The sequence below is a fragment of the Microvirga thermotolerans genome, from assembly GCF_009363855.1.
In the GTDB taxonomy this organism is placed as follows: domain Bacteria; phylum Pseudomonadota; class Alphaproteobacteria; order Rhizobiales; family Beijerinckiaceae; genus Microvirga; species Microvirga thermotolerans.
Genome location: NZ_CP045423.1, coordinates 2,908,670 through 2,931,725, shown reverse-complemented (window position 1 = coordinate 2,931,725; position 23,056 = coordinate 2,908,670). Strand labels below are relative to the sequence as shown.

The following is a 23,056-nucleotide window of genomic DNA, read 5'->3' as shown; positions in this document are numbered from 1 at the left end:
ATGGAGAGCCCTCGGCGATGGTGCCCCCATCGAGGAGGATCACCATGACGAAACCGACCATGACCACCACGGCCGGCGCGCCGATCGCCGACAACCAGAACTCCATCTCGGCCGGCCCGCGCGGACCCCTGCTGCTCCAGGACTACCAGCTCGTCGAGAAGCTGGCGCACCAGAACCGGGAGCGCATTCCGGAGCGCGTGGTCCATGCCAAGGGCTCGGGCGCCTACGGCACGTTCACGGTGACGCAGGACATCACCCGGTTCACGAAGGCGAAGATCTTCTCGGAGGTCGGCAAGCAGACCGAGGTCTTCCTGCGCTTCTCGACGGTGGCCGGCGAGCGCGGCGCGGCCGACGCCGAGCGCGACGTGCGCGGCTTCTCCGTGAAGTTCTACACCGAGGAGGGCAACTGGGACGTGGTCGGCAACAACACGCCGGTCTTCTTCGTCCGCGACCCGCTCAAGTTCCCCGACTTCATCCGCACCCAGAAGCGGCATCCCTCCACCAACCTGCGCAGCCCCACCGCCATGTGGGATTTCTGGAGCCTCTCCCCGGAGAGCCTGCATCAGGTCACGATCCTGTTCTCCGACCGCGGCCTGCCGCAGGGCTACCGGTTCATGCACGGCTTCGGCTCGCACACCTATTCCTTCATCAACGCGGCGGGCGAGCGGTACTGGGTGAAGTTCCACTTCAAGTCCATGCAGGGTATCCGGAACTGGACCAACCGCGAGGCCGAGGCGGTCATCGCCAAGGACCGGGAGAGCGCCCAGCGCGACCTCTACGAGGCCATCGAGAAGGGAGACTATCCGCGCTGGCGCCTGTGCGTGCAGATCATGCCGGAAACGGATGCGGAGAAGACGCCCTACAACCCGTTCGACCTCACCAAGGTGTGGCCGCACGCCGACTACCCCCTGCACGAGGTCGGCATTCTCGAGCTGAACCGCAACGCCAGGCACTACTTCGCGGAGGTGGAGCAGTCCTCCTTCTCGCCCTCCAACATCGTGCCGGGCATCGGCTTCTCGCCCGACAGGATGCTCCAGGGCCGTCTCTTCGCCTATGCGGACGCCCACCGCTACCGGGTCGGCACCCATTACGAGGCGCTGCCCGTGAACCGGCCGCGCTGCCCCGTCCATCACTACCACGCCGACGGCAGCATGCTCTTCGAGATCCCGGAGCGGGGCGATGCCTATTACGAGCCGAACTCCTTCGGCGGCCCCGTGCAGGAGCCCCGCTTCGCGGAGCCGCCCCTGAAGATCTCGGGCGACGCGGACCGCTACGACCACCGGGTCGGCAACGACGACTACAGCCAGGCCGGGGCCCTGTTCCGGCTGATGGGCGAGGCCGAGAAGGTCCGGCTGATGGACAACATCGCGGAGGCCATGCAGGGCGTCCCCGTCGAGATCGTGAAGCGCCAGGTGCTCCACTTCTACCGTGCGGACAAGGCCTACGGCCTGGGCGTCGCGGAGCGCATGGGGCTGTCCCCGGGCGAGGCGGTTCCCCAGGCCGCGGAATAGGGCTTCCGCCGCTCCCTTCATGCAAGGCCGTCCCTTCCGGGGCGGCCTTTTCGCGTCGGCCCCAAGCCTTGCCATGCAGACGCGTCATTGCGCCCCCGCGTCGGCGTTATTTGCGAACTGGGTCGTATTTTGCCATATATTCACGACTTCATATGCTTAATGAAAGTAAAACACATGATTAAAACGTGGTTTAGCCGACCCCTCTGGCAGCGCGTTGCGGTCGCCTTTGCCCTCGGCATCCTGGCGGGCACGCTCATGGGCGAGAAAGCCGCCCTCTGGTTCAAGCCCCTCGGCGACATCTACCTGAACCTCGTGCGGATGATCGTGATTCCGCTCGTGTTCTTCACCATCGTGTCCAGCGTGGCGAAGCTCGCGGAGGCGGGGAACGTGGCGCGGCTCGGCCTGCGCACCCTGTTCTGGTTCATGGCCACCTCCGCCCTGGCGGTGCTGGTCGGCATCGCCTTCGGCCACCTGATCGATCCGGGGCTCGGTCTTTCGAACCTGCCCCTCGGCGAGGTGAAGCCGCGGACGATCCCGACGCCGCTGGAGGTTCTCATCGGCATCGTGCCGACGAATCCGATCAAGGCGATGGCGGACACGAACGTCCTTCAGGTGCTGTTCTTCGCCGGCATCGTCGGCGCCGCGCTCGTCTCCCTGGGAGAGAAGACCGCCGGCCTCAGGGCGCTGGCCGATCAGGGCGCGGCCCTCGTCTTCCGCATCACCCGCTGGGTGCTGCAGCTGACGCCCGTCGGGACCTTCGGCCTCATCGCCTGGGTGGTGGGACGCTACGGCCTGTCCTCTCTTCTGCCTCTCGGCAAGTTCATCGCGGCCATGTACATCGCCTGCCTGTTCCACATCGCCGTGGTCTATGGCGGGCTCCTGAAGCTGCACGGCCTCAAGGCCGGACGCTTCTTCCGCGGCGCGCTGCCCGCGCAGCAGATGGCCTTCGCGACCTCGTCGAGCCTCGCGACCCTGCCCATGTCGCTGCGGGTGGCCGTGGAGCGCCTCGGCGTGCCGCAGAGCTATGCGAGCTTCGCGGTGCCGCTCGGCGCGAACGTGAAGATGGACGGCTGCGGCGCGATCTATCCCGCCATCGCCTCGATCTTCATCGCGCAGTATTTCGGCCTCGACCTCTCGCTCACGCAGTACGTGCTGATCGGCCTCACCGCCGTGCTCGGCTCCCTCGGAACGGCGGGCGTTCCCGGCACGTCCATCGTGATGCTCACCCTCACGCTCAGCACGGCGGGCCTGCCGCTGGAAGGCATCGGCTACATCGTCGCCATCGACCGGGTGATCGACATGATGCGCACGGCCACCAACGTCACGGGCCAGATCCTCGTGCCCGTTCTCGTGGCCAAGGAGGAGGGCGTCCTCGATCTCGCCGTCTACAACGGCGGCGAGGAGGCGCGCACGGCGGCTTCCGACGCGGTGCTCGCCCCGGCCGAATGACATGACCGCCCGGCCGGGTGCGAGCGCACCCGGCCGGATTTCCGCCCCGGATGCAACCTGCGCCCAGCCTGACCGTTCTGTTGGAAGCGGAGCGAGACGGGCATGGCGTCGCAGACCTCGTCGAAGAAAGTCATCTATGCCGCGCTGATCGGCAATCTCCTGATCGCGGTCACCAAGTTCGTGGCGGCCGCCTGGACGGGAAGCTCGGCAATGCTGAGCGAGGGCGTGCACTCCCTCGTCGACACGGGCAACGAACTGCTCCTGCTCTACGGCCTCCATCGCTCGGCCAAGCCGCCGGACCGCGCGCATCCCCTCGGCCACGGACGCGAGCTGTATTTCTGGACCTTCATCGTCGCGCTTCTCATCTTCTCCCTCGGCGCCGGCGTCTCCTTCTACGAGGGCGTCGTGCACATCCGCCATCCGGAGCCGATGGAGAGCCCGCACGTGGCCTATGCGGTCCTCGGCCTGTCGCTCCTCTTCGAGGGCGGCTCGTGGTGGGTCGCCCTCAAGGAGTTCAGGAAGGCGAAGGGATCGCTCGGCTATTTCCGCGCCGTGCGCGAGAGCAAGGATCCCACGACCTTCACCGTGCTGTTCGAGGACAGCGCCGCGCTCGCGGGGCTGATCATCGCTCTCGCAGGCGTCGCCTCCGCCCAGGCCTTCGGCAGACCGGAGATGGACGGCGTCGCCTCCCTCGGCATCGGCGCGGTGCTCGCCGTCACGGCTCTCGTGCTGGCGCGGGAGACGAAGGGCCTGCTGATCGGAGAGGCGGCACACCACCGCCTCGAAGGCGCCGTGCAGGCCCTTGCCCAGTCCGATCCGGCCGTCGAGCGCGTCAACGGCGTCCTCACGGTGCATCTCGCGCCCAACCAGGTCGTCGCGGCCCTCAGCGCCGAATTCTCCGACGAGCTGCGCACGCCCGACATCGAGGCCTGCGTGGCCCGCGTCGAGGACAGGATCCGGAACGCGCATCCGGAGATCATCGCCCTGTTCATCAAGCCGCAGAGCCCCGGCACTTACAGGCGCCACGCCCTGACGGTCGAAGGGGCCTTCGAGGGAACGGTGGAGAATCCGGTTCCGTCGCATTAAGGAAAGCGTGACGGCCGGCGTCTATTGAAACCGCGCTTCGTTCGCCCATCATACCCAGTCTGGACCAAAGGAGCGCGCATGGCCGAACGGGTCATCAAGGACGACCAGCCTCGCGTCTACTTCAACTGCAACAAATGCCCCGCATTCTGCTGCTCGATCTATGAACGCGTCGCGGTCTCCAGGCGCGACGTCGCGCGGCTCGCGAAGCATTTCGGCGTGACCTTCGCCGAGGCGGAGCGGCGCTACACCACGGAATTCGACGGGGAGCGCGTCCTCAAGCGGGTGAAGGACGTCATCTTCGAGCGGACCTGTACGTTCCTCGATCAGAAGACCCGCGGCTGCACGGTCTATCATGCGCGCCCGGGCGTCTGCCGCTCCTATCCCGGGCGCTCGCGCTGCGCCTATTACGATCTGCTCCGCTTCGAGCGCATCCAGCAGGGCGACGAGAACGTGGTGCCGCAGGTCAGGATCACCTTCCGCGAGGTGGAAGAGGAGATCGAGGACGGCGCCGACGGGCCGGAGCCGTTCTACGAATGGGCCGACAAGGAGGAATAGGCCTCAGGCGGGAGCGCCATGCGGGGATGCCTGCCCGGCAATCCAGCCCTGCGCGCACGGTGGGAGAAGGCGGAGCCGTTTTCGTTTATAGGCTTGTCTCTTATGAACAAGAAAAGGCCGAGCGTCCGCCGGCCCGCCCATAAAACGCCATGGACACGAAATCGACAGCCCTTCCCGCCGCCCCCGTCCGTCATGCCGCGGAGGGAGTCGCCGTCCCGATTCTTGCCGCCATCAGCTTCTCGCATTTCCTGAACGACCTGATCCAGTCGCTCATTCCGGCGATCTATCCGATCCTCAAGGAAAGCTATGCCCTCGATTTCGCCCAGGTCGGCCTCATCACCCTGACCTTCCAGCTCACGGCCTCGCTCCTGCAGCCCCTGGTGGGGATCTATACCGACAGGCGGCCGATGCCCTTCTCCCTCGTGGTCGGCATGGGCTTCACCCTCGTCGGCCTGCTCACGCTCTCGCGCGCCTCCTCCTATCCGCTCCTGCTCCTCGCCGCGGGCCTCGTCGGCATGGGCTCCTCCGTGTTCCATCCGGAATCCTCCCGCGTGGCGCGCCTGGCCTCGGGCGGGCGGCACGGGCTGGCGCAATCGGTCTTCCAGGTCGGCGGCAATGCGGGCACCGCCGTCGGGCCGCTCCTCGCCGCCTTCATCGTCGTTCCCCTGGGCCAGCCGAGCATCGCCTGGTTCTCCGCGGTGGCGCTGCTTGCCATGATCGTCCTGTCCCTGGTGGGACGGTGGTACGGGCAACGGCTCGCCGCCCTGCGCGCCAAGCCCCGCGCCGCGGCGGCGAAGCCGATCCATTCGCACCGCCGGATCTTCTGGTCGATCGCGATCCTGATGCTCCTCGTCTTCTCCAAGAACTTCTACACGGCGAGCATCACCAGCTACTTCACCTTCTACCTGATCTCGAAGTTCCAGCTCTCCGTGCAGGACGCGCAGCTGCATCTCTTCATCTTCCTCGGCGCCGTGGCGGCGGGAACGGTGCTGGGCGGTCCCATCGGCGACCGGTTCGGGCGCAAATACGTGATCTGGTTCTCGATCCTGGGCGTGCTGCCCTTCACCCTGGCTCTGCCCTACGCGAACCTGTTCTGGACCGGCGTGCTGAGCGTGCTCATCGGCCTCATCCTCGCCTCCGCCTTCTCGGCGATCCTGGTCTATGCGACGGAGCTGGTTCCTGGCCGCGTCGGGATGATCGCCGGGCTGTTCTTCGGCCTGTCCTTCGGCATGGGGGGCCTCGGCGCGGCGGTGCTGGGCGAGCTGGCGGACTGGACCGGCATCGAGACCGTCTACCGGATCTGCTCGTTCCTCCCGGCGATCGGCCTGCTGACGGTTTTCCTGCCGCACGAGCGGCCGCGCGGCTGAGGAGGCCGCGGCAACGGGCTGCGGCCCGCCCTCAGCGCCAGGCGTAGTTGAAGCTGACGCTGATGCGCTCGCTCTCGGCCTCGTTCACGGGGACCTCGTGGCGCAGCCAGCTTTCCCAGAGCAGGATGGTGCCGGGCTTCGGCGCCATGTAGGCGAACTGCCGGTTCTCCGGCTTCGCCTTGGCCTTGCGGGGCGGGGCGGCCATCATCAAGCCGAGCCGCGGATCCTCGAGCTTGAGGGCGCTCGCGCCGTCGGGGATCGTCACGTAGTAGGTGCCGCTCACCACCGAATGGGGGTGGATGTGGGAGGTATGCACGCCGCCGGGAGGCAGGATGTTGATCCACAGGCTGTCCAGCGCGAGCTTGCGGCCCTTGAGATCGAACTCCAGCTCCTTCGCGAAGGCCGCCACGTGGGTGTCGAGATGCTTGAGCAGGTCGCCGAACACCGGCACGCGCCAGGGAAGGTCGTTGAGGGACGCGTAGGACGTATAGCCCGGATACCCGTTCTTCTCGCACCAGCGCTGCCCCGCCTCGTCGTCCTCGGCAATGGACAGGCAGGCGCCTTCCAGTTCCGCGTTGAGGCGCTCGGCCTTCGGGCCGGTGAGTTCAGCGCGGTAGATCTTGGTGACGAACAGCGTGTCGATGGTGAACATGGCCTGGCTCAGGGCATTCTCGGTGAAGGACCGGGACCCACCTTTCCTGAAGACGCTCTAGACGGCGCGTGGGAGCGTGTCAAAACGGAAGCGGTCCGGCAAGCGGCGGCGGGGCGCCTTCGTCCATGACAGGCGCCCGCTTGCAGCTCCGCCCGCACGTTCCCACCTTGGCGGTATGACCCTCATGCTCTCGCAACCCGGCCTCCACGACGATCCCCTGACCCTCGCCCGCAGCCTCGACCCGGAAACCCTGTCGCGGGTCATCGCGCTGCGGGACTGGCTCGTGACGGGGGCCGCGCGCATGGACGACCCGAGCGACATCCTCAGCGCCTTCATCGAGCGTCTGCGGGAACTCGGCCTGCCCATCGACAGGGCGGCCTCGGCCATCGAGGCGCTGCATTCCGAATATGCCGGGATCGGCCGCTTCTGGACCAAGGAGGAGGGCACGGTGGTGCGCTACCTTCCCCACGGCGAGCGACGCGAGACGGTCTACGGCGCCAGCCCCTTCGCCTACGTGAACAGGACGGGCGAGTGGCTGCTGCTCGACCTGGAGAAGACGCCCGAGGACCGGTTCCCCATTCTCCCGGAGCTGAAGGAGGCCGGATACCGGCACTATCTCACGATCCCCCTCCGCTTCAGCAGCGGCGCCGAGAACGCGATCTCCTTCGCCACCCGCTCGCCACGCGGCTTCGACGACAAGACCCTGCGCATCCTGCGCCTGGTCATGCCGTCCTTCGCGCTGGTGGTGGAGCTCCGGACCACGAGCAACCGCCTGGACGAGGTGCTGCGCATCTACGTGGGCGACGACCCCCACCGGGCGATCCTCTCGGGAGCGATCCTGCGCGGGCAGGTGACGCGGATCCGCTCGGCGATCCTCTTCGCGGACATGCGCGACTACACGCAGATCTCCTCGACCCTCAGCCCCGAGCATGCGGTGGAGCTTCTCAACAACTACTTCGACTGCCTCGTGCCGCCCATCGAGGACGAGGGCGGGGAGGTGCTGAAGTATCTGGGCGACGGGCTCCTCGCCATCGTGCGCGACCGGGGCGACGACACGGGCGGGGCGCCCCAGGCGGCGCTCACCGCCGCCACGAAGGCGATCCGCCGGGTCCAGGCCGCCAACAGCGAAGGCCGCTTTCCCGTGCCCATCAACATCGGCATCGCCCTGCACCATGGGGACGCGGCCTACGGCAACGTGGGCTCCGGCCGTCGCCTGGACTTCACCGTCATCGGCCGCGACGTGAACCTGGCGAGCCGGATCGCCGAGCTGAACAAGCGGCTGGGCGAGCCCCTCCTCATGTCGAAGCCCTTCGTGGAGCACCTCTGGGGCGACCCGACCCCCCTCGGCGCCCATGCGGTGGACGGCTTCGACGAGAAGATCGAGGTCTACCGGCCCTGAAACCGGCCGAGGATGCGGGCCGGCCGGCCCTTTCCGGGCCGCGCGAGCTGCACGGGAATTTTCCCGGCCGAGGCCTTTTCCTGCGGAAAACCGGTTCCCACTTCCCCCGAAAATGCTCTAAAAGCGCCTGACCCTTCCTCAAAGGGCCTGTAGCTCAATGGTTAGAGCCGGCCGCTCATAACGGTCTGGTTGCAGGTTCGAGTCCTGCCGGGCCCACCAATCCAAGCGCAGATTCCCGCCTGTCTCCCGGCCTGTCGCGCCCGCGTTCCCTCCGCCGTCCTATCCACCGCGGCGGCGCCTTCCATTCCCTCAACGGGGCCTGAGCCCAGGCGCAGAGGGTCGACAAGCCGGTTCCGATATCCGCGGCTTCGCGTCGAACGCGGCCGCTCGCCCGGGCGAATGGCACCGACTTGTCCCGAGGCTCTTCAGTGAGACATGTGCCGTCGTTGGACACAACATCTTCAATCCATCAGCAGCTCTTCACAGGTTCGGAGCGGTTACGGCAGCGCGTTGCCTCAAAGTAACATCCGATAAAAACCGGCCGATGCAACGGAAAAATTGAAATTGTATTTCATAGGAATGAGTTCTGTATAGTTTATACCAAGAAATGTCCCCGATTCGGCTTCGGGAGCGAGCCATTACTTTCGCCTGGAGAGCGCTATGCCTGTCGTGAACCTGAGTTCTGGCCCCCGGTCGAGCAAGGTCACGCGCCGCGTGCAACGCGTCCGGGTTGTGGCGCTCTCGTCGACGGCCTTGGCCTGTACTCTCCTGATGCTCGCCGGCATCGCGGTGCCGAGCCCGGCATCCGCTGCGGGACCCGGCGGCAACGGGGGCGCATCGGAGGACCATCGTGGAGGATACGGCGGCAGCGGCGATCCGAGGGGCGCCGTCGGCCATGGCGGCGGTGGCGGTGGCGGCGGCAGCCGCGCGGGGGCGGACGTCGGACCGGGATCCGGCGGCGGCAAGGGTGGCGACGCACCCAGGAGCCGGCGGGGCGGCCGGGGCGGAAACGCCGGTGCCACGCCCTATGTCGGCCAGGAGCCGCCTCCATTCCCCGTCGCGGGCCAGGCCGGGGGCAGCGGCGCCGGCGGATCCAAGGGGCGTAGCGGATACGATTGGCTCCTCCCCAGCTTTGTCGGCTACGACGGCGCGGGCGGCGGCGGTGGCGGCGGCGGCGGTGGCGGCGCCGTCATCGCGGGGGCCGGCCCGTTCTTCCTGAGCTATCACCTCGCCGGCGGCGCCGGCGGCGCCGGCGGCACGGGCGGTGAGGGCGGCGACGGTTACGGCATCGGCATCGAGGTGTTCTCGATCGTCGGATCGGGCGGCAACGGCGCCGGCGGCGGTGGTGGCGGCGGCGGCGGGAACGGGCTCGTATCGACGGCCCGCACCGACCTGACGACGGCCGCCAATCTCGCCATAAGGGGCGGCAACGGAGGGCAGGGCGGCCAGGGCGGGGACGGCGGAAAGCCCTTCGCCGTCGGACTTTTCAGCGTCGGCGGCAACGGCGGCAGTGCCGGCGCCGGCGGCCAAGGCGGCGCAGGCGGCTCGGCGGCCTCCCTGACGGCCGGGTCCCTGACGACAGCGGCGGGAACGCGGATCGCGGGCGGCCAGGGCGGCGCAGGCGGCAATGGCGGTGCAGGTGCCGATGGCGGCACGGCCACTGCCATCTTCGTTCCCGGCACCGGAGGACAGGGCGGCCATGGCGGCGATGGCGGCAACGGCGCCGCGGGCGGCTATGGCATCCTTGCGGCGGACGGCGTGTCCATCCTCAACCTGCAGGGCGCGGCAATCCGTGGCGGCAACGGTGGCGCCGGCGGAGACGGCGGCGATGGCGGCAACGGCGGCGGCGGCAGCTGGCGCTCGGGGAACGGCGGCAACGGCGGCAATGGCGGCAATGGCGGAGCCGGTCAGGCCGGCATCGGCCTGACGGGTTCCGGCACCGTCATCAACCTCTCGGGTGCATGGATCGGCGGTGGCGACGGTGGCGAAGCCGGCGCCGGCGGAACGCAGGGATCGGGAGGCGGCCGGGCGCTCTTCCCCGGCCGGGACGGCAACCCCGGTCGGCGCGGCGTCAGCGGCAGGGGCGGCGACGGCATCGTCGCCGGAGCCGGAGGCGCACGCATCTATAACGCCGGGACCATCCAGGGCGGTCTCAGCGGCGACGGCACGCAGCGCGCCAATGCCATTTCCTTCACGGGCGGGAACAACAGGCTCGAGCTATGGGCCGGATACGCCATCGTCGGCAATGTTGTCGCCGGTGGAGGGGATGCGCAGAATCCCAACGTTCTCGCATTCGGAGGCGACCGGAACTCATCCTTCGACCTCTCCGGCCTCGGGTCCCAGTATCGGGGCTTCCAGGCGCTCGAGAAAACAGGATCGAGCGCGTGGACGCTTTCGGGCGCGGCTCCCGCCTTCACCGGCCCGACGCTCCTTGCGGCGGGCACGTTGTCGGTGACGGGGAATCTCGGAGGTCCCGTTACGGTCGCTTCGGGCGGGCGGCTGGAGGGCAACGGCGCGGTGGGCAGCACGACGATCATGTCGGGCGCCACCATCGCTCCGGGTGCGCCGCTGGGCCCTCTGACGGTCAATGGCAATCTGTCGCTCGCGGCAGGCTCCTTCTTCGACTATCAGCTGGTCGATCCTGGCGCGGCGGGCACCGTATCGGATCTGACGGACCTGATCGCGGTCGGCGGGAACGTCGACCTGAACGGCACGCTCAATGTGTCTGCGCCGAGCGGAATCGTCGAGGTGGGATATTACCGTCTCATCACCTATGGCGGCAGCCTGACCGGAAGCGGGTTGACGATCGGAAGCCGGCCGCCCGGCTCGGGGAGTTCCTCCTTCACCGTCGACACCTCGCGAGACAAGGTCGTCGACCTCGTGATCGCGCCGAACGGATCGGACTTCGCGCAGACCTGGAACGGCGGCGCGGCCGGCACGTGGAACGCGGTCAACTTCAACTGGCGGAACCTCGGGGGAACGGACCCTGCGCAATGGGCGGGGAACCACGCCATTTTCAGCGGGTCGGGCAGCACGGTCGCCATCGACGGCGAACAGAGCTTCAAGGGGCTGCAATTCGTCTCGAGCGGGCACACGCTGAATGCCGGCGCTGCCGGTGCCCTTCGCGCTCGCGGCGCCGACGGCGCGGACGGCGTCGCCGAGATCCGCGTGCTCGCGGGCGAAACGGCGACCATCAACGCTCCCATCGTCGGCGGCGGCGGAATCGACAAGACGCAGCACGGCACGCTGGTCCTGTCGGGCAACAACACCTACACGGGCGGCACGCTCATCCGCGGCGGCACGCTGCAGGTCTCCTCCGACAGCAATCTCGGGGTGGGCGGCGGCCTCACCTTCGGTGGCGGCACGCTCCGCACCACGGCGGATTTCGGCACGAGCCGCACGGTTGCTCTGACGGGAGACGGAGTCTTCGAGCCCGCAGCCGGCACCACTCTCACCGCGACGGGACCCGTGACCGGCAACGGCGCTCTGGTGAAGGCGGGCGCAGGCACCCTCGTGCTGTCTGGCGCGAACAGCTATCTCGGCGGCACGGTGCTGCAGGCCGGGACGCTGCGTGCCGGGGCCGCCGGTTCTCTTCCGAACGGGTCGGCCTTTACGATCGATGGCGGCCGGCTGGACCTGAGCGGCTACGATCTGACGATGACCTCGCTGGGAGGCACCGGGGGCGAAATCGCCCTCGGCTCCGCGGCCTTGACGCTCAACCACGCCGCAAACACGCAATTTGCGGGAGCGATCACGGGGGCGGGCCGCTTCGTCAAGCAGGGCAACGGCACCCTGGTGCTGTCCGGAACGAATACGTATGCGGGCGGAACGACCCTGGCGGCCGGCACGCTGCAGATCGCATCCGACGCCAATCTGGGCGCTGCCAACGGTCTCCTGACGATGCAGGGCGGCGTGCTGCAATCCACCGCGAGCCTTACCATGGCCCGGAACGTTGCGCTGACCGGGACGGGCACATTCGAGACGAACGCCGGCACGGGGCTCACGCTCGCGGGCACCGTCTCCGGTCCGGGCGCATTGGTGAAGGCGGGCGGAGGGCAGCTCACCCTCGGCGGGACCAACACCTACCAGGGCGGTACGACGCTGCAGGCGGGAACGCTTTCCGTCTCATCCGACGCCAATCTCGGCGCGCCCACAGGTGCCCTGTCGTTCACCGGCGGCATGCTGCAGGTGGCCGGCACGGCATACCGCTCCACGGAGCGGAGCATCCTGTGGGGGCAGAACGGCGGCGGTTTCGACATCCTCGATCCCGACAACCGGTTCGTGGTGAGCGGCGCCATCGTCGGTGCGGGGAATCTCGTCAAGGAGGGGCCCGGAACCCTGGTGCTGACCGGCACGAACGCCTATGCGAACACCGTCGTCGCCGGCGGCACGCTGGTCGGCAACGCTCTCTCGATCGGCGGCAACCTCGACAACCGTGGCACGGTCGTCTTCGACCAGAGCTCAAGCGGCAGTTTCGCCGGCGCGATCTCGGGGGCGGGCACGATCACGAAGATCGGTGCGGGATCGCTCTCGCTCACGGGCAACGGCTCCCTTTTCGCCGGAACCACCAGCGTCGAGGCCGGGAGCCTGGCCGTGGACGGGATCCTCGGCGGCACGACCAACGTCGAGGCGGGCGGCCTCCTTCAGGGCAACGGCACGCTGGGAACGATCAACGTGACGCGCGGCGGCACCGTTGCGCCGGGGCACTCCATCGGTCGACTTGCGGCGACCGGCAATGTCAGCTTCGACAGCGGCTCGGTCTACCAGGTCGAGATCGACGGCACCGGCCGGCACGATCAGATCGCCGCGTCGGGCGGAGCCGACCTGTCCGGCGGTACCGTCCAGCTGGTGGCTGCGCCGGGGAACTATCGTGTCGGCTCGACCTATCCGATCCTGCTCGCGAACGGCGGAGTGAGAGGGACGTTTCAAGGCCTCGTGCAGTCCGGTCAGACCCTGCCCCGGTTCCTGGTCTTCAACCTGGCTTACGGCGAGAACGCCGCCTTCGTCGCGGTTCAGCCGAATGCCGCCGCGATGGAAGCGGCTGCCGTCACCCCGAACGAGGTGAGGGTGGCGCGGGCCGTGGCGACATTGCCGTCCGACAGCGCCGTGCTCGACGCCGTCACCCAGCTGACGACGGACGCGGCGGCCCGCCAGGCCTACGATGCGTTGTCCGGCGAGGCCCATGCCTCTGCCGTCACGGCAAACTTCGCCATCGCGCGCCTCGTGCAGGATACCCTGTTGGGCCGCCTGCGCGACGGATCGGCGTCGCAGGCGGCGGCCGCCGCCTATGCCGGCTTCGATCCGCGCCGCTTCGCCCTTTGGGGCGAGGGCTTCGGCTCCTGGGGACGCATCGGCTCGGCTTTCGGAGTCGCCTCATCGAGCGCCTCCACCGGAGGCTTCGTCCTCGGCGCGGACATGACGTCCGATCCTGCCTACCGGCTCGGCGTGGCCGCCGGCTTCGCCCGCACCTCCTTCGCCGTGGACGGCAGGCTCTCCTCGGGCACGACCGACACGACCTTCGCCGCGCTTTACGGCGGAGCCGCCTGGGGAGCGATCGCCCTGCGCTCCGGCGCATCCTTCGCGTTCCACGACATCGACACCAGCCGCGCCGTGCTGTTCCCCGGATTCGCGGATCAGACCCGGGGCTCCTACGACGGTTCGACGGTACAGGCCTTCGCCGAGCTGGGTTACCGGTTCGACTGGGGGCGGGCCCGCGTCGAGCCCTTCGCGGGCGCATCGATCCTGCAGCTTCGTACCGATGGCTTCGTGGAGGCTGGGGGCGCAGCCTCGCTGGTCGGCTACGGCCGCACCCATGAACTCGGCACCACCACGCTCGGCGTGCGGGCACGGACGACGCTCGGCGACGAGATGCCGCTGACGATGACGGGAATGCTGGGCTGGCGGCATGCCTATGGCGACGTCGCGCCCGAGGCGCTGCTGGCGTTCCGGGACGGCGGCTCGGCCTTCGCCGTGTCCGGTGCGCCGGTGGACCGCGATGCGCTCGTGGCCGAGGCCGCGCTCGACTGGCAGGCGACGAAGGACGTCAGCCTGGGCGTGACCTATGGCGGGCAGATCGGCGCCCGGGCGCAGGACCACACCGTCAAGGGCAACTTCACCTGGAAGTTCTAGAGCATCGCGCGCGAAAGCGGCAGCCGCTTTTGCGCGGAAGCATGCGCCAGCCGGCCCCGCGATGCGCAGGGAGCCGCGTGCAGGCGCGGATGCCTGGGCCGGTGCATGTGCGGGATCGTCGTTCGAAGGAGGGGCGATCCTTGCGCTGCGCGGCGCCTGTTCCCCGACAGGTCTCGGCATGGGAGGGCATTCCCTAGAGGCGCCTCCCCGGACAAGGAGTTTCTCGAGTCCGGAGGTTGCACTAGAAGGTTGTGACGATGTTGCGATCCGCAGCCTTCGGTTATGAGCGCCTTCAGCATCTTCCCATCCTCGCCCGGCGCGACCCTGCAGGTCGATGCGGGCGGACTGCCCCAGGCCAGCCTCCGCGGCGGAGCGGGCGACGACACGCTCCTGCTGCTCGGCGGCGGGACATTCGACCTGAGGCTCGCCGCGGTCTTCGACAGCATCGAGACCGTGCAGGGCTCGGGCGCACACGACACCGTCGTCCTGGACCGGGCGCGCTTTGCCGGTATCGCCGCCTTCGACGGCGGTGCCGATGCGGCAACCCACTGGGACGAGCTCGTCCTGTTCGGCACCGCGTTCGATTTCACGAGCCGGACCGTGACCGGCATCGACCGGATTTCCCTGCGAACCGACCATGCCGTCCTGACGGTGGCGGACCGCGACACCGCCTTGCTCGCCTCCGGCCTCGTCAGCCAGAACGACAGGCTCGTCGCCACAGGCCTCGCCTTCACGGCCGCGGAGCTGACCCGGCTCCATCGGCAGGGCATCGACACCGTCGTCGACGCGACCGGCACGCATGTGATCGGCTCACCTGTCATCCACGGGCTCGCCGGCGACCGGGTGGAAACGCGCGCCGGCGCGACGGTGTTCGTCGATGCGGGCCGCGACGCGCTCGTCTCCGACGACGACGGGGCTTACGCGCTTCTCAATGTCGTCGCCCCGCAGGGGCTCGATGCACCGGGCCATCTCGGCATCGACACGACGGGAGCGGTCGCCCTCTCGGCGGGCTATGCGGCGGGCAGCATCGTCACGGTCGGCGGGGTCGAGGTCGGCATGCTGTGGGAGGCGGGGGATGCCGGCCTCAGCATCGTGTTCAACAACCTCAACGCCACCTCGGCCCGGGTGCAGGAGCTCATCCGGGCGGTGACCTTCACCAGCGCCGCCGAGCCGCCGCAGGTCAGCACCGAGCAACCGGTGACCGTGACGCTCGCCGACGCGGGCGGCCGCCGCTCGTCCGCGAGCCTCGTCCTGGTGCAGGACGTGCCCATCGTCCCGCCTCATCTCGCGCTCAGCCACGCGAGCGTGCCGGAGCTTTCGGCCGCGGGCACGCTGGTGGGCCTGCTGACCGCGCAGGTGCCCGGCAAGGGCGACGGCTTCGCCTACACCCTCCTCGACGATGCGGATCGCCGCTTCACCTTGCAAGGCGACCGCCTGCTGGTCGCGGGTGGCGCCCGGCTCGATTACGAGGCGCAGGCCTCGCACCGGGTGGTGGTGCGCGCCACCGCCGCCGACGGCACCCATCTCGACCGGGCCTTCACCATCGCCGTCGAGGACGTGCGGGACGAGATCGTCTATGGCACGGTGTGCAACGACGGCACGCGCTCGGTCATCGGCACGGATGGCAACGATACCCTGATCGGCGGCAGCGGCCGCGATATGCTCTCCGGCGGGCTCGGGAACGACACGCTGTTCGGCCGCCTCGGAGGTGACGCCCTGGTCGGCGGCAAAGGCCGAGACCTGTTTGTGTTCGACACCAAGCCGAACACGCGAACCAACGTCGATCGGATTGTCGACTTCTCGGTTCGCGACGACACCGTCGCCCTCGACAACAAGGTCTTCAAGGCGCTGGGCAGCAAGGGCTCGTTGAGCAAACCGGCGAAGCTTAACCCCAAGGCGTTCTGGAAGGGCGCCAAGGCGCACGATGCCAACGATCATGTCATCTACAACCCGAAGACCGGGGCGCTGTTCTACGATGCGGACGGAGCCGGGACGATGGCGTCCGTGAAGATAGCGGTGCTGTCGAAGGGCCTGAAGAGCATCTCCTTCAAAGACTTCTTTGTGATCTGATGTCCGTGACAGCCAACCGAGATCTCAAACAAGTTTCTCATTCAGCGCTACTCTTGGCTCGCGCGATGGTCTTGCCGAGGACATACGTACCGGCGCTATTGCCGGACATGTCCTCGATAAGCGCTGACAGACGCCCTTTGCGGCATCCATGGCCCTCGCAGATGCGCTGCGGCGGACCAACGAGAATTCAAGGCACGATACGATGAATATCATGAACTACGGCGAGCAGGATTTCGAGACGCCCAACACGTGGAGTCATATCCACTATCTCACGGTCCCGATCGCCGTCGGGACGGTCCTTTCCGGCCTGATCATGATCGCCGCCCTGTCGGCCCGGTTCAATGCCCGTTGCGAGATCGCATTGCCGTGGGATCTGGATACGGCATTGGCAATCGTGCGCTATCTGCGCCCGATAGCGCTTCAGGAAATAGCGTTTCTATCGAGGGAATCCTCACGGTGCGTAGCCGACCTTCATGCGTATGTTGTCTCCGGCTACGCGGCCACTCTATGCGTGAGTTTGATACTCGTCGCGGCATCCCTGCCGTTCAGCAAGTTCAATGATCTAAAGGTATCGAAGCGGACGAGGGGCAATTATTTATATTACATAAAATTCTGGGTTGGAATCGCAATACTTTGCTCATTTCTAACGTACATCGCGTTCTTCCAGTATGACTTGATCATTCCTAAGGATGGGCGTCGTTTCAGGCCGGGCTTCGACGGCATCTACACCGACGTCGCCTCTTACTGGTTCCTGACATGGGGGGCAATGTGTGTCGCAGCATTCGCACTGAGTGCTGCTGTTCTTGCCGTTGTTTGGACCCGTCGTCTTAAAAACTTGACCAATGGAGCCAGAGGATGACTGCCACCGCAGCGGGGAAAGAGCGCGAGCCAACCGACAAGGATTGGAAGGACGCCATTAACAACGCCGAGGCACTTACGAACGCCTCGATCGCGGCAACCCTTGATACGATCAAATCCTCCCAGCACGCGCTGGACCAAGCGAATGTCAAAGCCCTGAACTCGTTCAGCAAGAACCTCGGGATGTTTGGTAAAGTGGCAGCCATCAGCACGGCAATCCATCTCAACCTACTTCACCCAGTTGCTACTTGGCCCGCTTTCGCGATGGAAAACAGACCACAAATTGTTGGCTGTTGGGGGCATGCAACCTCGATCCAGCGGCCGGCTTCCGCTTTATGGCTGTGTTTTCGGGAAAGCGGACGGCTGGAAGGTTGGAGTGCCGATAGCGGCCACGGCGCCGATTTCGCGGGTCGATGGAAGTTCCCGGACACAGACAAGGTACTGCTCGAGATTGGCAATGCGAAGATCGTTTGCTCGGTCCATCGAAAGCAGCCCGACAGCTTGGTGTTGGAAGCATGTAGCGAACCGACGATGAACTCCATCCTAAATCGGATCGCTGACCCGAACGCGTCTGGAAAGTAGGGAAACAATGGGCTCGATTACGTTCTCAGTCGACGAATATGCCATAGACAAAGAACTGGTGCAGAGTTGGATTGATGAGCTGAATAAGCTTCCCAACGTCAAAGACCTGCTGAGTGTCCCAAAAGATGTGGACATTCTTGTCACCGACAATCCGAAAAGCAAAAACCTAACTCCGGGCAACAAGGAGTTCCTGGAGAAAGTGGTCCCGCTTGGTCAGGCTGGGCATTCCCAGGCCGTTGGCAAACCACCAATGGTATGGATCAATCCGAACCACTGGAAGGCACCCATAAAGATCTTTGTTCATGAAATCCTGCATCATAAGTATCCCGGCTTGGCGGGAGGCGCCTTGGGTCACAAGCCTGAGTTTTACGAAAAGCTGGGCAAGGTCCTTGAATCGCTCGGTATCAAACCCGACCCTTACGAGGATCTTGGCAAACCGGTTCCAGATGATCAGAAGGCAAGCGAGAACAGCCCACCCGATCTTCAGGCGCAGTTTCTTGGGCGAGCGCTTGGGTCTTTAGGCAGTGCCGTTAAGGCAGCCCTTGGCGGTGGCGAAGTAAGGGCAGAAAAGGCTGCGAAGGCGATGCTGGACGGGAATGCGGCAGGTTTTGCGGCATCCTCCCTCGTCAAGAACGTGGTTGAAGGTCCGCATAAGCCACCGGTGACGAACCCGCGTTCCAACCTCCCGGAGCAGATCAAGAACAATACTTTGCCAAAATTCCCGAATTCAAACGATGCTGGAGGAGGGAATGGCAACGATCAATCTGCCGAGGGGTATGTAGGGGGGCAGCCTACCGGTTCGCAAGGAGCAGGTGGTGATGGATCTGGAAAAGGTCCGCAAGGAGGAGGTGGAGGCAGTCATCCAGGGAAAGGTCCAAACGGCGGCGTGAGCCAAAGCGGCGGAGGCAGCGTTGGGCCGGCAGGAGCAGATAAGCCCGGTAACAGCAGTGACGATCCCTCGGAAGGGAAGAATGGATCGGGCTTAAGCCCTCCCGCCCCAGGCGGGGAGGCCGATCCGCCAAATCAGGAACCAGGCGGCACGGCTCCTCCGAACAGCATAAACGATGACGATGGCGCTTCGCCGGCTGGCGTGGGAGTCCCTATTTTACTCGACCTAGACGGCAACGGCATCGATATTGTTCCTCTCGATAAGTCCCCTACATTTTACGATTACAATAATGACGGAATTATAGGGCGGACAGCATGGTTCAGTGGTGGTGATGGCATTCTTGTCATTGACCTAGATCGTAGCGGCGCATGGTATCCCGACGGTGTAATCGAGCATGCATACGAGTTCATTTTTAGTCAGTGGGAGACAGCCGCGACGAGCGATATGGAAGCCCTGCGGCTCACTTTTGATGCCAACCATGACGGGAAGCTCTCGTCGCTTGATCCCGAGTTTAGGCTCTTCAAAGTCTGGGCAGATGCCGACGTTGATGGAGTCGTTGATCCCGGAGAGCTCAAGACCCTTGGTGAATTAGGCATCACATACATTCCCCTTCACCACAACAGGCAGTCGACGTGGTACTCGGATGGGTCGCGGATAAACGGCACGGCCATGACCATAACATCCGATGGTAAGAAAATTACGGTTGCCGACGCAGTTTTCGCACTTGGCCGCAACAACGCGACACTGACCGCGAGTCGAGACAGCGTTAGGGTTAGGCCTGGCGACGGAAGTACCCAGAACTGGTTTTCAGGCAGTGGTGATCGCAAGCTTGCACTTCGGCTTGGGCAAAAGGGTTATGATGCCGCTGTCGTCCAGAAATCCGATGGGACGCGTCTGGTTGCGCAATATGATCTGAGCGGCAAAATTGCTGCGCTTTATCATCAAACAGCCGCAGGCTTGCCGCTGTATGTCGAAGCCTGGCTGGACGATCAATACTCGAGCATGAAATTCAATGCTCACCAAGCTTTGGCTATTTGGCATATCAAGGGGAATGACCGAAGGAACACATATAAGGGCGGTAACGAGCGGACCCTTCTCGAAGGGTACGGAGGAAATGACGCGCTTTATGGCCGCGGAGGCAAAGATACCCTCAAAGGCGGAAACGGAAACGACACCCTTCGGGGCGGCAACGGCAACGACAGTCTCTCCGGCGACGGCTGGGACGACAAACTCTTTGGCGAGGCCGGCGACGACACCCTGAGCGGCGGCGAAGGCTACGATGCGCTCTATGGCGGAGCCGGCAACGATCGCCTCGACGGCGGCACGCAAGGCGACATCCTCGACGGTGGCGACGGTAACGATACCCTCTCCGGTGGCAGCGAGGGCGACGAGCTGTATGGCGGCAATGGCAACGATCTGCTCGACGGCGGTTCCGGATTCGATCTCCTCTTCGGTGATGCCGGCAATGACAGTCTGCTTGGCGGCGAGGGCTCGGACGAGCTTCGTGGGGGCGAGGGCGACGACACCCTGAACGGCGGCAGCGGTCACGACCTGCTGGTCGGCGGGACCGGCGTGGACTGGCTTGTCGGCGGCATCGGTCATGACGACCTTAGGGGCGGTGAGGGCAACGATCACCTTCAGGGCGACGAGGACGACGACACTCTTGCGGGCGGCAGCGGCGACGACACGCTGCATGGGGGCGACGGCGGCGACCGGCTGCGCGGCGACGGCGGCGACGACACCTTGCACGGCGACGATGGCCGTGACGATCTCGACGGCGGCGACGGCAACGACCTTCTCTATGGCGGTGCCGACAATGACGCACTGCTCGGCTCCGGCGGCGACGACACGCTCTACGGCGGCAGCGGCAATGACGGGCTGGTTGGCGATGAGGGGGGCGACCACCTCTACGGCGAGGCGGGCGACGATGTCCTGAAGGGTGGGGCAGGAGCAGACCTGCTCTCCGGCGCCGCGGGAGCCGATACCCTGTATGGTGGCCTTGGCGCCGACAGCCTGTCGGGCAGCGAGGGTAACGACCAGCTCTATGGCGATGCGGACGACGACCGCCTCGAAGGCGGCACGGGCGACGACAAGCTGTGGGGCGGCGACGGGCAGGACACGCTCGACGGCGGTGAGGGCAGCGACGTTCTCTCGGGTGATGCCGCCAACGACACCCTGCGCGGCGGCCTCGGCGACGACATGCTCTCGGGCGGCGCCGGCAACGACAGCCTCGACGGCGGCGGCGGACGCGATCAACTTTTCGGCGGCGGCGGCAACGATATATTGGTGGGAGGGCCGGAGGTCGACTACCTCGACGGCGGTGAGGGCGCCGACACCCTCGTGCTCACCGGCCTGCACTCCGACTACAGGATCCGCTTCAACGAGGCGGTCGGCCGTTATTCCATCGTCGATCTGCGTGCGGGCTCGCCGGACGGCACGGACTTGGCCGCCATCGAGCTGTTCCGGTTCAGCAACGGCACCTTCACTCAGGCCGAGCTCGACTACGCGATCGACGCCGACCGGGACATCGCCTGGGACGTGGACGACAGCGACGGCTCGAAGAGCACGCTCGGCTGGCGTCCATGGGCCGTCAATCCGGCGCAGTTCGAGATCTTCATCCAGCGGCGCGCCGTCGACAACACGCTCATGAGCGAAACCGTGTTCCACCCGGACGGTTCGCGCCGCGCCTATGCGTGGGACGTGGCCGCCTCCGAAAGCTGGGCGTCCTACGTCCAGACCTACGATACGCAGGCGCGGCTCGTGAGGCAGCAATACGAGAACGACGACACGACGCGCACGATCACGGAGTGGGACCACGACGGCGCGCGGGCCTGGCGCGTCCGCACGACATGGTCGATGAACGTGGGCGGCGTCTACGACGATTTCCGCCAGGTCGACACGCTCCACGAGCCCGATCCCGACCCCAGCCCCGTCGACGTCATCGAGCGCCTGTGGGACCCGGCCAACCAGGCCGCCTGGGACGTCATCGTCCGGGAATACGACGTCTACAGCCCCAACTCCGATCACTGGCTGACGGAGGACACGACCTATGACGGCGGCGCGCGGATCCTGAAAGGCAAGGACCATGCGCAGGGCGACGGCATCAATTACGGCTCTCCGCCGGCGCCTTATGCGCGCGACGGAGAATGGGAGCGCTTCGAGGAGCGCTACGACGCCGGCGGCCGCAAGCACTACGAGTCCTACCGCTACTACGGCACCGCGTCCGCGCCCGGCCACACGGTGATCAGGGAATGGGACTTCAACGGCCAGGACTGGGCGGATTCCACCCTCTACATCGAGGGCGAGGACCGCATGGTCTGGAAGGAGATCAACTACGATACCCATCCGACCTACTCCAAGGTCCGCTGGGACTGGCACTCCGTCCCGGGCGACTGGTCGCAGCAGGTGACCTTCTGGAACAGGGCCGGGCAGTTGGCCTGGCAGGAGCAGACCTGGCGCAACGACGACGGAACGGTCGCACGCGGCAGAGTCTTCCAGTGGGATTACACGTCCGGCGTGAAATGGCAGCGCTACGAATACGACTACAGGCAGGACCCCAGCCGCATCACGCAGGAACGGTTCCTCTTTGACGACAACACCTATGCCGAGGTCGATCGCGACCTCGACCGTCAGCACTCCGACTACGACGTCAAGACCGTCACCTATACGGGCGAAGACCGGACGACCCGCCTCTCCGAGCGGATCGCGCTGGATACGCCGAACAGCCGTGGAGCGACGATGACGGATTGGCGGTGGGACGTGACGAACGCAGACCCGGACTGGGCGAGGCTCTACACCGAGTATCAGCCCGATCCGGAAGCGCCGGGCCACTTCCGGCGCCTCCACCAGAAACAGTACATGAGCATGACGAGCGACAACGAGAAATACGTTCGCTTCTGGGACTACGGCGATGGCCAGGAGTGGCAGTACTCGATCCAGCTGTTCGACCGGAACGGGAGGCGCTACGCTCACAACTACAAGATGGACGACGATACCTGGCGAACCTACGACTACGATCAGAACGGCAGGGATTGGGCACGCATCAAGCAGTACCTGCTGGCGGATGCGAGGACGTGCTGGCAGAAGGAAACCCTTTTCGACAACGACCATTTCGTGATCCAGAAATGGGACGTCGGCGACCGGAATGATGTGTGGGATTACTATTACATCGAGCTGGCCGGCGAAGGGGACAGCGAGGAGGACGCCATCTGGAAGTGGTATGTCGACGACGATGGCGTGAGGCACTACGAGATCGGCGATGCGAACGGCACGATCATGGATCGGTCGGCTCCTCCCTACACCATGCCGGGCGAGGGGCCCGCAGCCCTGCCCTTCAACAACATGGCCTTGCATGCGCTCGTGCCCGAGGCTCGGATCCATTGAGACGCGTGCGGCGGCGAGGATGAAGCGTCGTCCTCCCCCGAGACCTGTCGGCTCAGACGAAGGCCGCAACCGCGGTTCCGCCGTTCGCCACCCGAAGCGCCTTTGCCATGGGCCTCACGCATGGCG

General features: G+C 66.1%; 12 protein-coding genes, 1 tRNA gene and 1 pseudogene. 13 read left to right on the top strand and 1 reads right to left on the bottom strand.

All coding sequences use genetic code 11. The features are described from left to right. Window positions 1-44 precede the first annotated feature (44 nt). The 5 genes from GDR74_RS13825 (at window position 45) to GDR74_RS13805 (ending at window position 5,968) form a co-directional block, all read left to right on the top strand. Complete coding sequence (locus tag GDR74_RS13825) at window positions 45-1,511, top strand: catalase (RefSeq protein ID WP_152586847.1); 1,467 nt, start codon at window positions 45-47, stop codon at window positions 1,509-1,511. 174 nt (window positions 1,512-1,685) lie between these two features. Further along, window positions 1,686-2,960, top strand: a complete 1,275-nt coding sequence (locus GDR74_RS13820) for a dicarboxylate/amino acid:cation symporter (RefSeq protein ID WP_152586846.1) — start codon at window positions 1,686-1,688, stop codon at window positions 2,958-2,960. 102 nt (window positions 2,961-3,062) lie between these two features. Continuing rightward, window positions 3,063-4,046 (top strand): cation diffusion facilitator family transporter, encoded by a 984-nt coding sequence (locus GDR74_RS13815; RefSeq protein WP_152586845.1) that lies wholly within the window; start codon window positions 3,063-3,065, stop codon window positions 4,044-4,046. 78 nt (window positions 4,047-4,124) lie between these two features. Next, window positions 4,125-4,601, top strand: coding sequence for a YkgJ family cysteine cluster protein (locus GDR74_RS13810; RefSeq protein WP_152586844.1), 477 nt, complete (start codon window positions 4,125-4,127; stop codon window positions 4,599-4,601). 149 nt (window positions 4,602-4,750) lie between these two features. Beyond that, window positions 4,751-5,968, top strand: a complete 1,218-nt coding sequence (locus tag GDR74_RS13805) for an MFS transporter (RefSeq protein WP_152586843.1) — start codon at window positions 4,751-4,753, stop codon at window positions 5,966-5,968. A gap of 31 nt (window positions 5,969-5,999) precedes the next feature. Here GDR74_RS13805 and GDR74_RS13800 read toward each other — a convergent pair whose 3' ends face one another. Further along, window positions 6,000-6,620: a TIGR02466 family protein gene (locus GDR74_RS13800; RefSeq protein WP_152586842.1), complete on the bottom strand. Its 621-nt coding sequence runs from the start codon at window positions 6,618-6,620 to the stop codon at window positions 6,000-6,002. Between the two features lie 184 nt (window positions 6,621-6,804). Between GDR74_RS13800 and GDR74_RS13795 the strand changes: the two genes are divergently transcribed. From GDR74_RS13795 to GDR74_RS18445, 8 genes and pseudogenes are all read left to right on the top strand, one after another. Continuing rightward, window positions 6,805-8,019, top strand: coding sequence for an adenylate/guanylate cyclase domain-containing protein (locus GDR74_RS13795; RefSeq protein ID WP_246179506.1), 1,215 nt, complete (start codon window positions 6,805-6,807; stop codon window positions 8,017-8,019). Between the two features lie 143 nt (window positions 8,020-8,162). After that, window positions 8,163-8,238 (top strand) — tRNA-Ile (locus GDR74_RS13790). A gap of 534 nt (window positions 8,239-8,772) precedes the next feature. Next, window positions 8,773-14,148 carry an autotransporter domain-containing protein gene (locus GDR74_RS13775; protein ID WP_194164544.1) on the top strand — a complete coding sequence of 1,792 codons (5,376 nt, stop codon included), beginning with the start codon at window positions 8,773-8,775 and terminating at the stop codon, window positions 14,146-14,148. Between the two features lie 282 nt (window positions 14,149-14,430). Next, a complete protein-coding gene (locus GDR74_RS13770; RefSeq protein ID WP_152586838.1) occupies window positions 14,431-16,218 on the top strand; it encodes a hypothetical protein in 1,788 nt (595 codons plus the stop codon). Between the two features lie 148 nt (window positions 16,219-16,366). Then, the gene (locus GDR74_RS13765; RefSeq protein ID WP_152586837.1) at window positions 16,367-17,077 is read left to right on the top strand and encodes a hypothetical protein; all 711 of its coding nucleotides are present in this window, start codon (window positions 16,367-16,369) and stop codon (window positions 17,075-17,077) included. Then, window positions 17,074-17,658, top strand: coding sequence for a hypothetical protein (locus GDR74_RS13760; RefSeq protein WP_152586836.1), 585 nt, complete (start codon window positions 17,074-17,076; stop codon window positions 17,656-17,658). The genes GDR74_RS13765 and GDR74_RS13760 overlap by 4 nt, the downstream gene beginning before the upstream one ends. Window positions 17,659-17,665: 7 nt before the next feature. Then, window positions 17,666-20,083 (top strand): annotated as a pseudogene (locus GDR74_RS18640) (calcium-binding protein); the annotation flags it as partial. Between the two features lie 36 nt (window positions 20,084-20,119). After that, window positions 20,120-22,930, top strand: coding sequence for a calcium-binding protein (locus tag GDR74_RS18445; protein ID WP_246179501.1), 2,811 nt, complete (start codon window positions 20,120-20,122; stop codon window positions 22,928-22,930). Window positions 22,931-23,056: the final 126 nt, after the last annotated feature.

Excerpts from the sequence above, each read along its gene's own strand:
- GDR74_RS13825 (WP_152586847.1), top strand. The coding sequence starts at position 45 with ATGACGAAACCGACCATGACCACCACGGCCGGCGCGCCGATCGCCGAC.
- GDR74_RS13820 (WP_152586846.1), top strand. The coding sequence starts at position 1,686 with ATGATTAAAACGTGGTTTAGCCGACCCCTCTGGCAGCGCGTTGCGGTC.
- GDR74_RS13815 (WP_152586845.1), top strand. The coding sequence starts at position 3,063 with ATGGCGTCGCAGACCTCGTCGAAGAAAGTCATCTATGCCGCGCTGATC.
- GDR74_RS13810 (WP_152586844.1), top strand. The coding sequence starts at position 4,125 with ATGGCCGAACGGGTCATCAAGGACGACCAGCCTCGCGTCTACTTCAAC.
- GDR74_RS13805 (WP_152586843.1), top strand. The coding sequence starts at position 4,751 with ATGGACACGAAATCGACAGCCCTTCCCGCCGCCCCCGTCCGTCATGCC.
- GDR74_RS13800 (WP_152586842.1), bottom strand. The coding sequence starts at position 6,620 with ATGTTCACCATCGACACGCTGTTCGTCACCAAGATCTACCGCGCTGAA.
- GDR74_RS13795 (WP_246179506.1), top strand. The coding sequence starts at position 6,805 with ATGCTCTCGCAACCCGGCCTCCACGACGATCCCCTGACCCTCGCCCGC.
- GDR74_RS13770 (WP_152586838.1), top strand. The coding sequence starts at position 14,431 with ATGAGCGCCTTCAGCATCTTCCCATCCTCGCCCGGCGCGACCCTGCAG.
- GDR74_RS13765 (WP_152586837.1), top strand. The coding sequence starts at position 16,367 with ATGGCCCTCGCAGATGCGCTGCGGCGGACCAACGAGAATTCAAGGCAC.
- GDR74_RS13760 (WP_152586836.1), top strand. The coding sequence starts at position 17,074 with ATGACTGCCACCGCAGCGGGGAAAGAGCGCGAGCCAACCGACAAGGAT.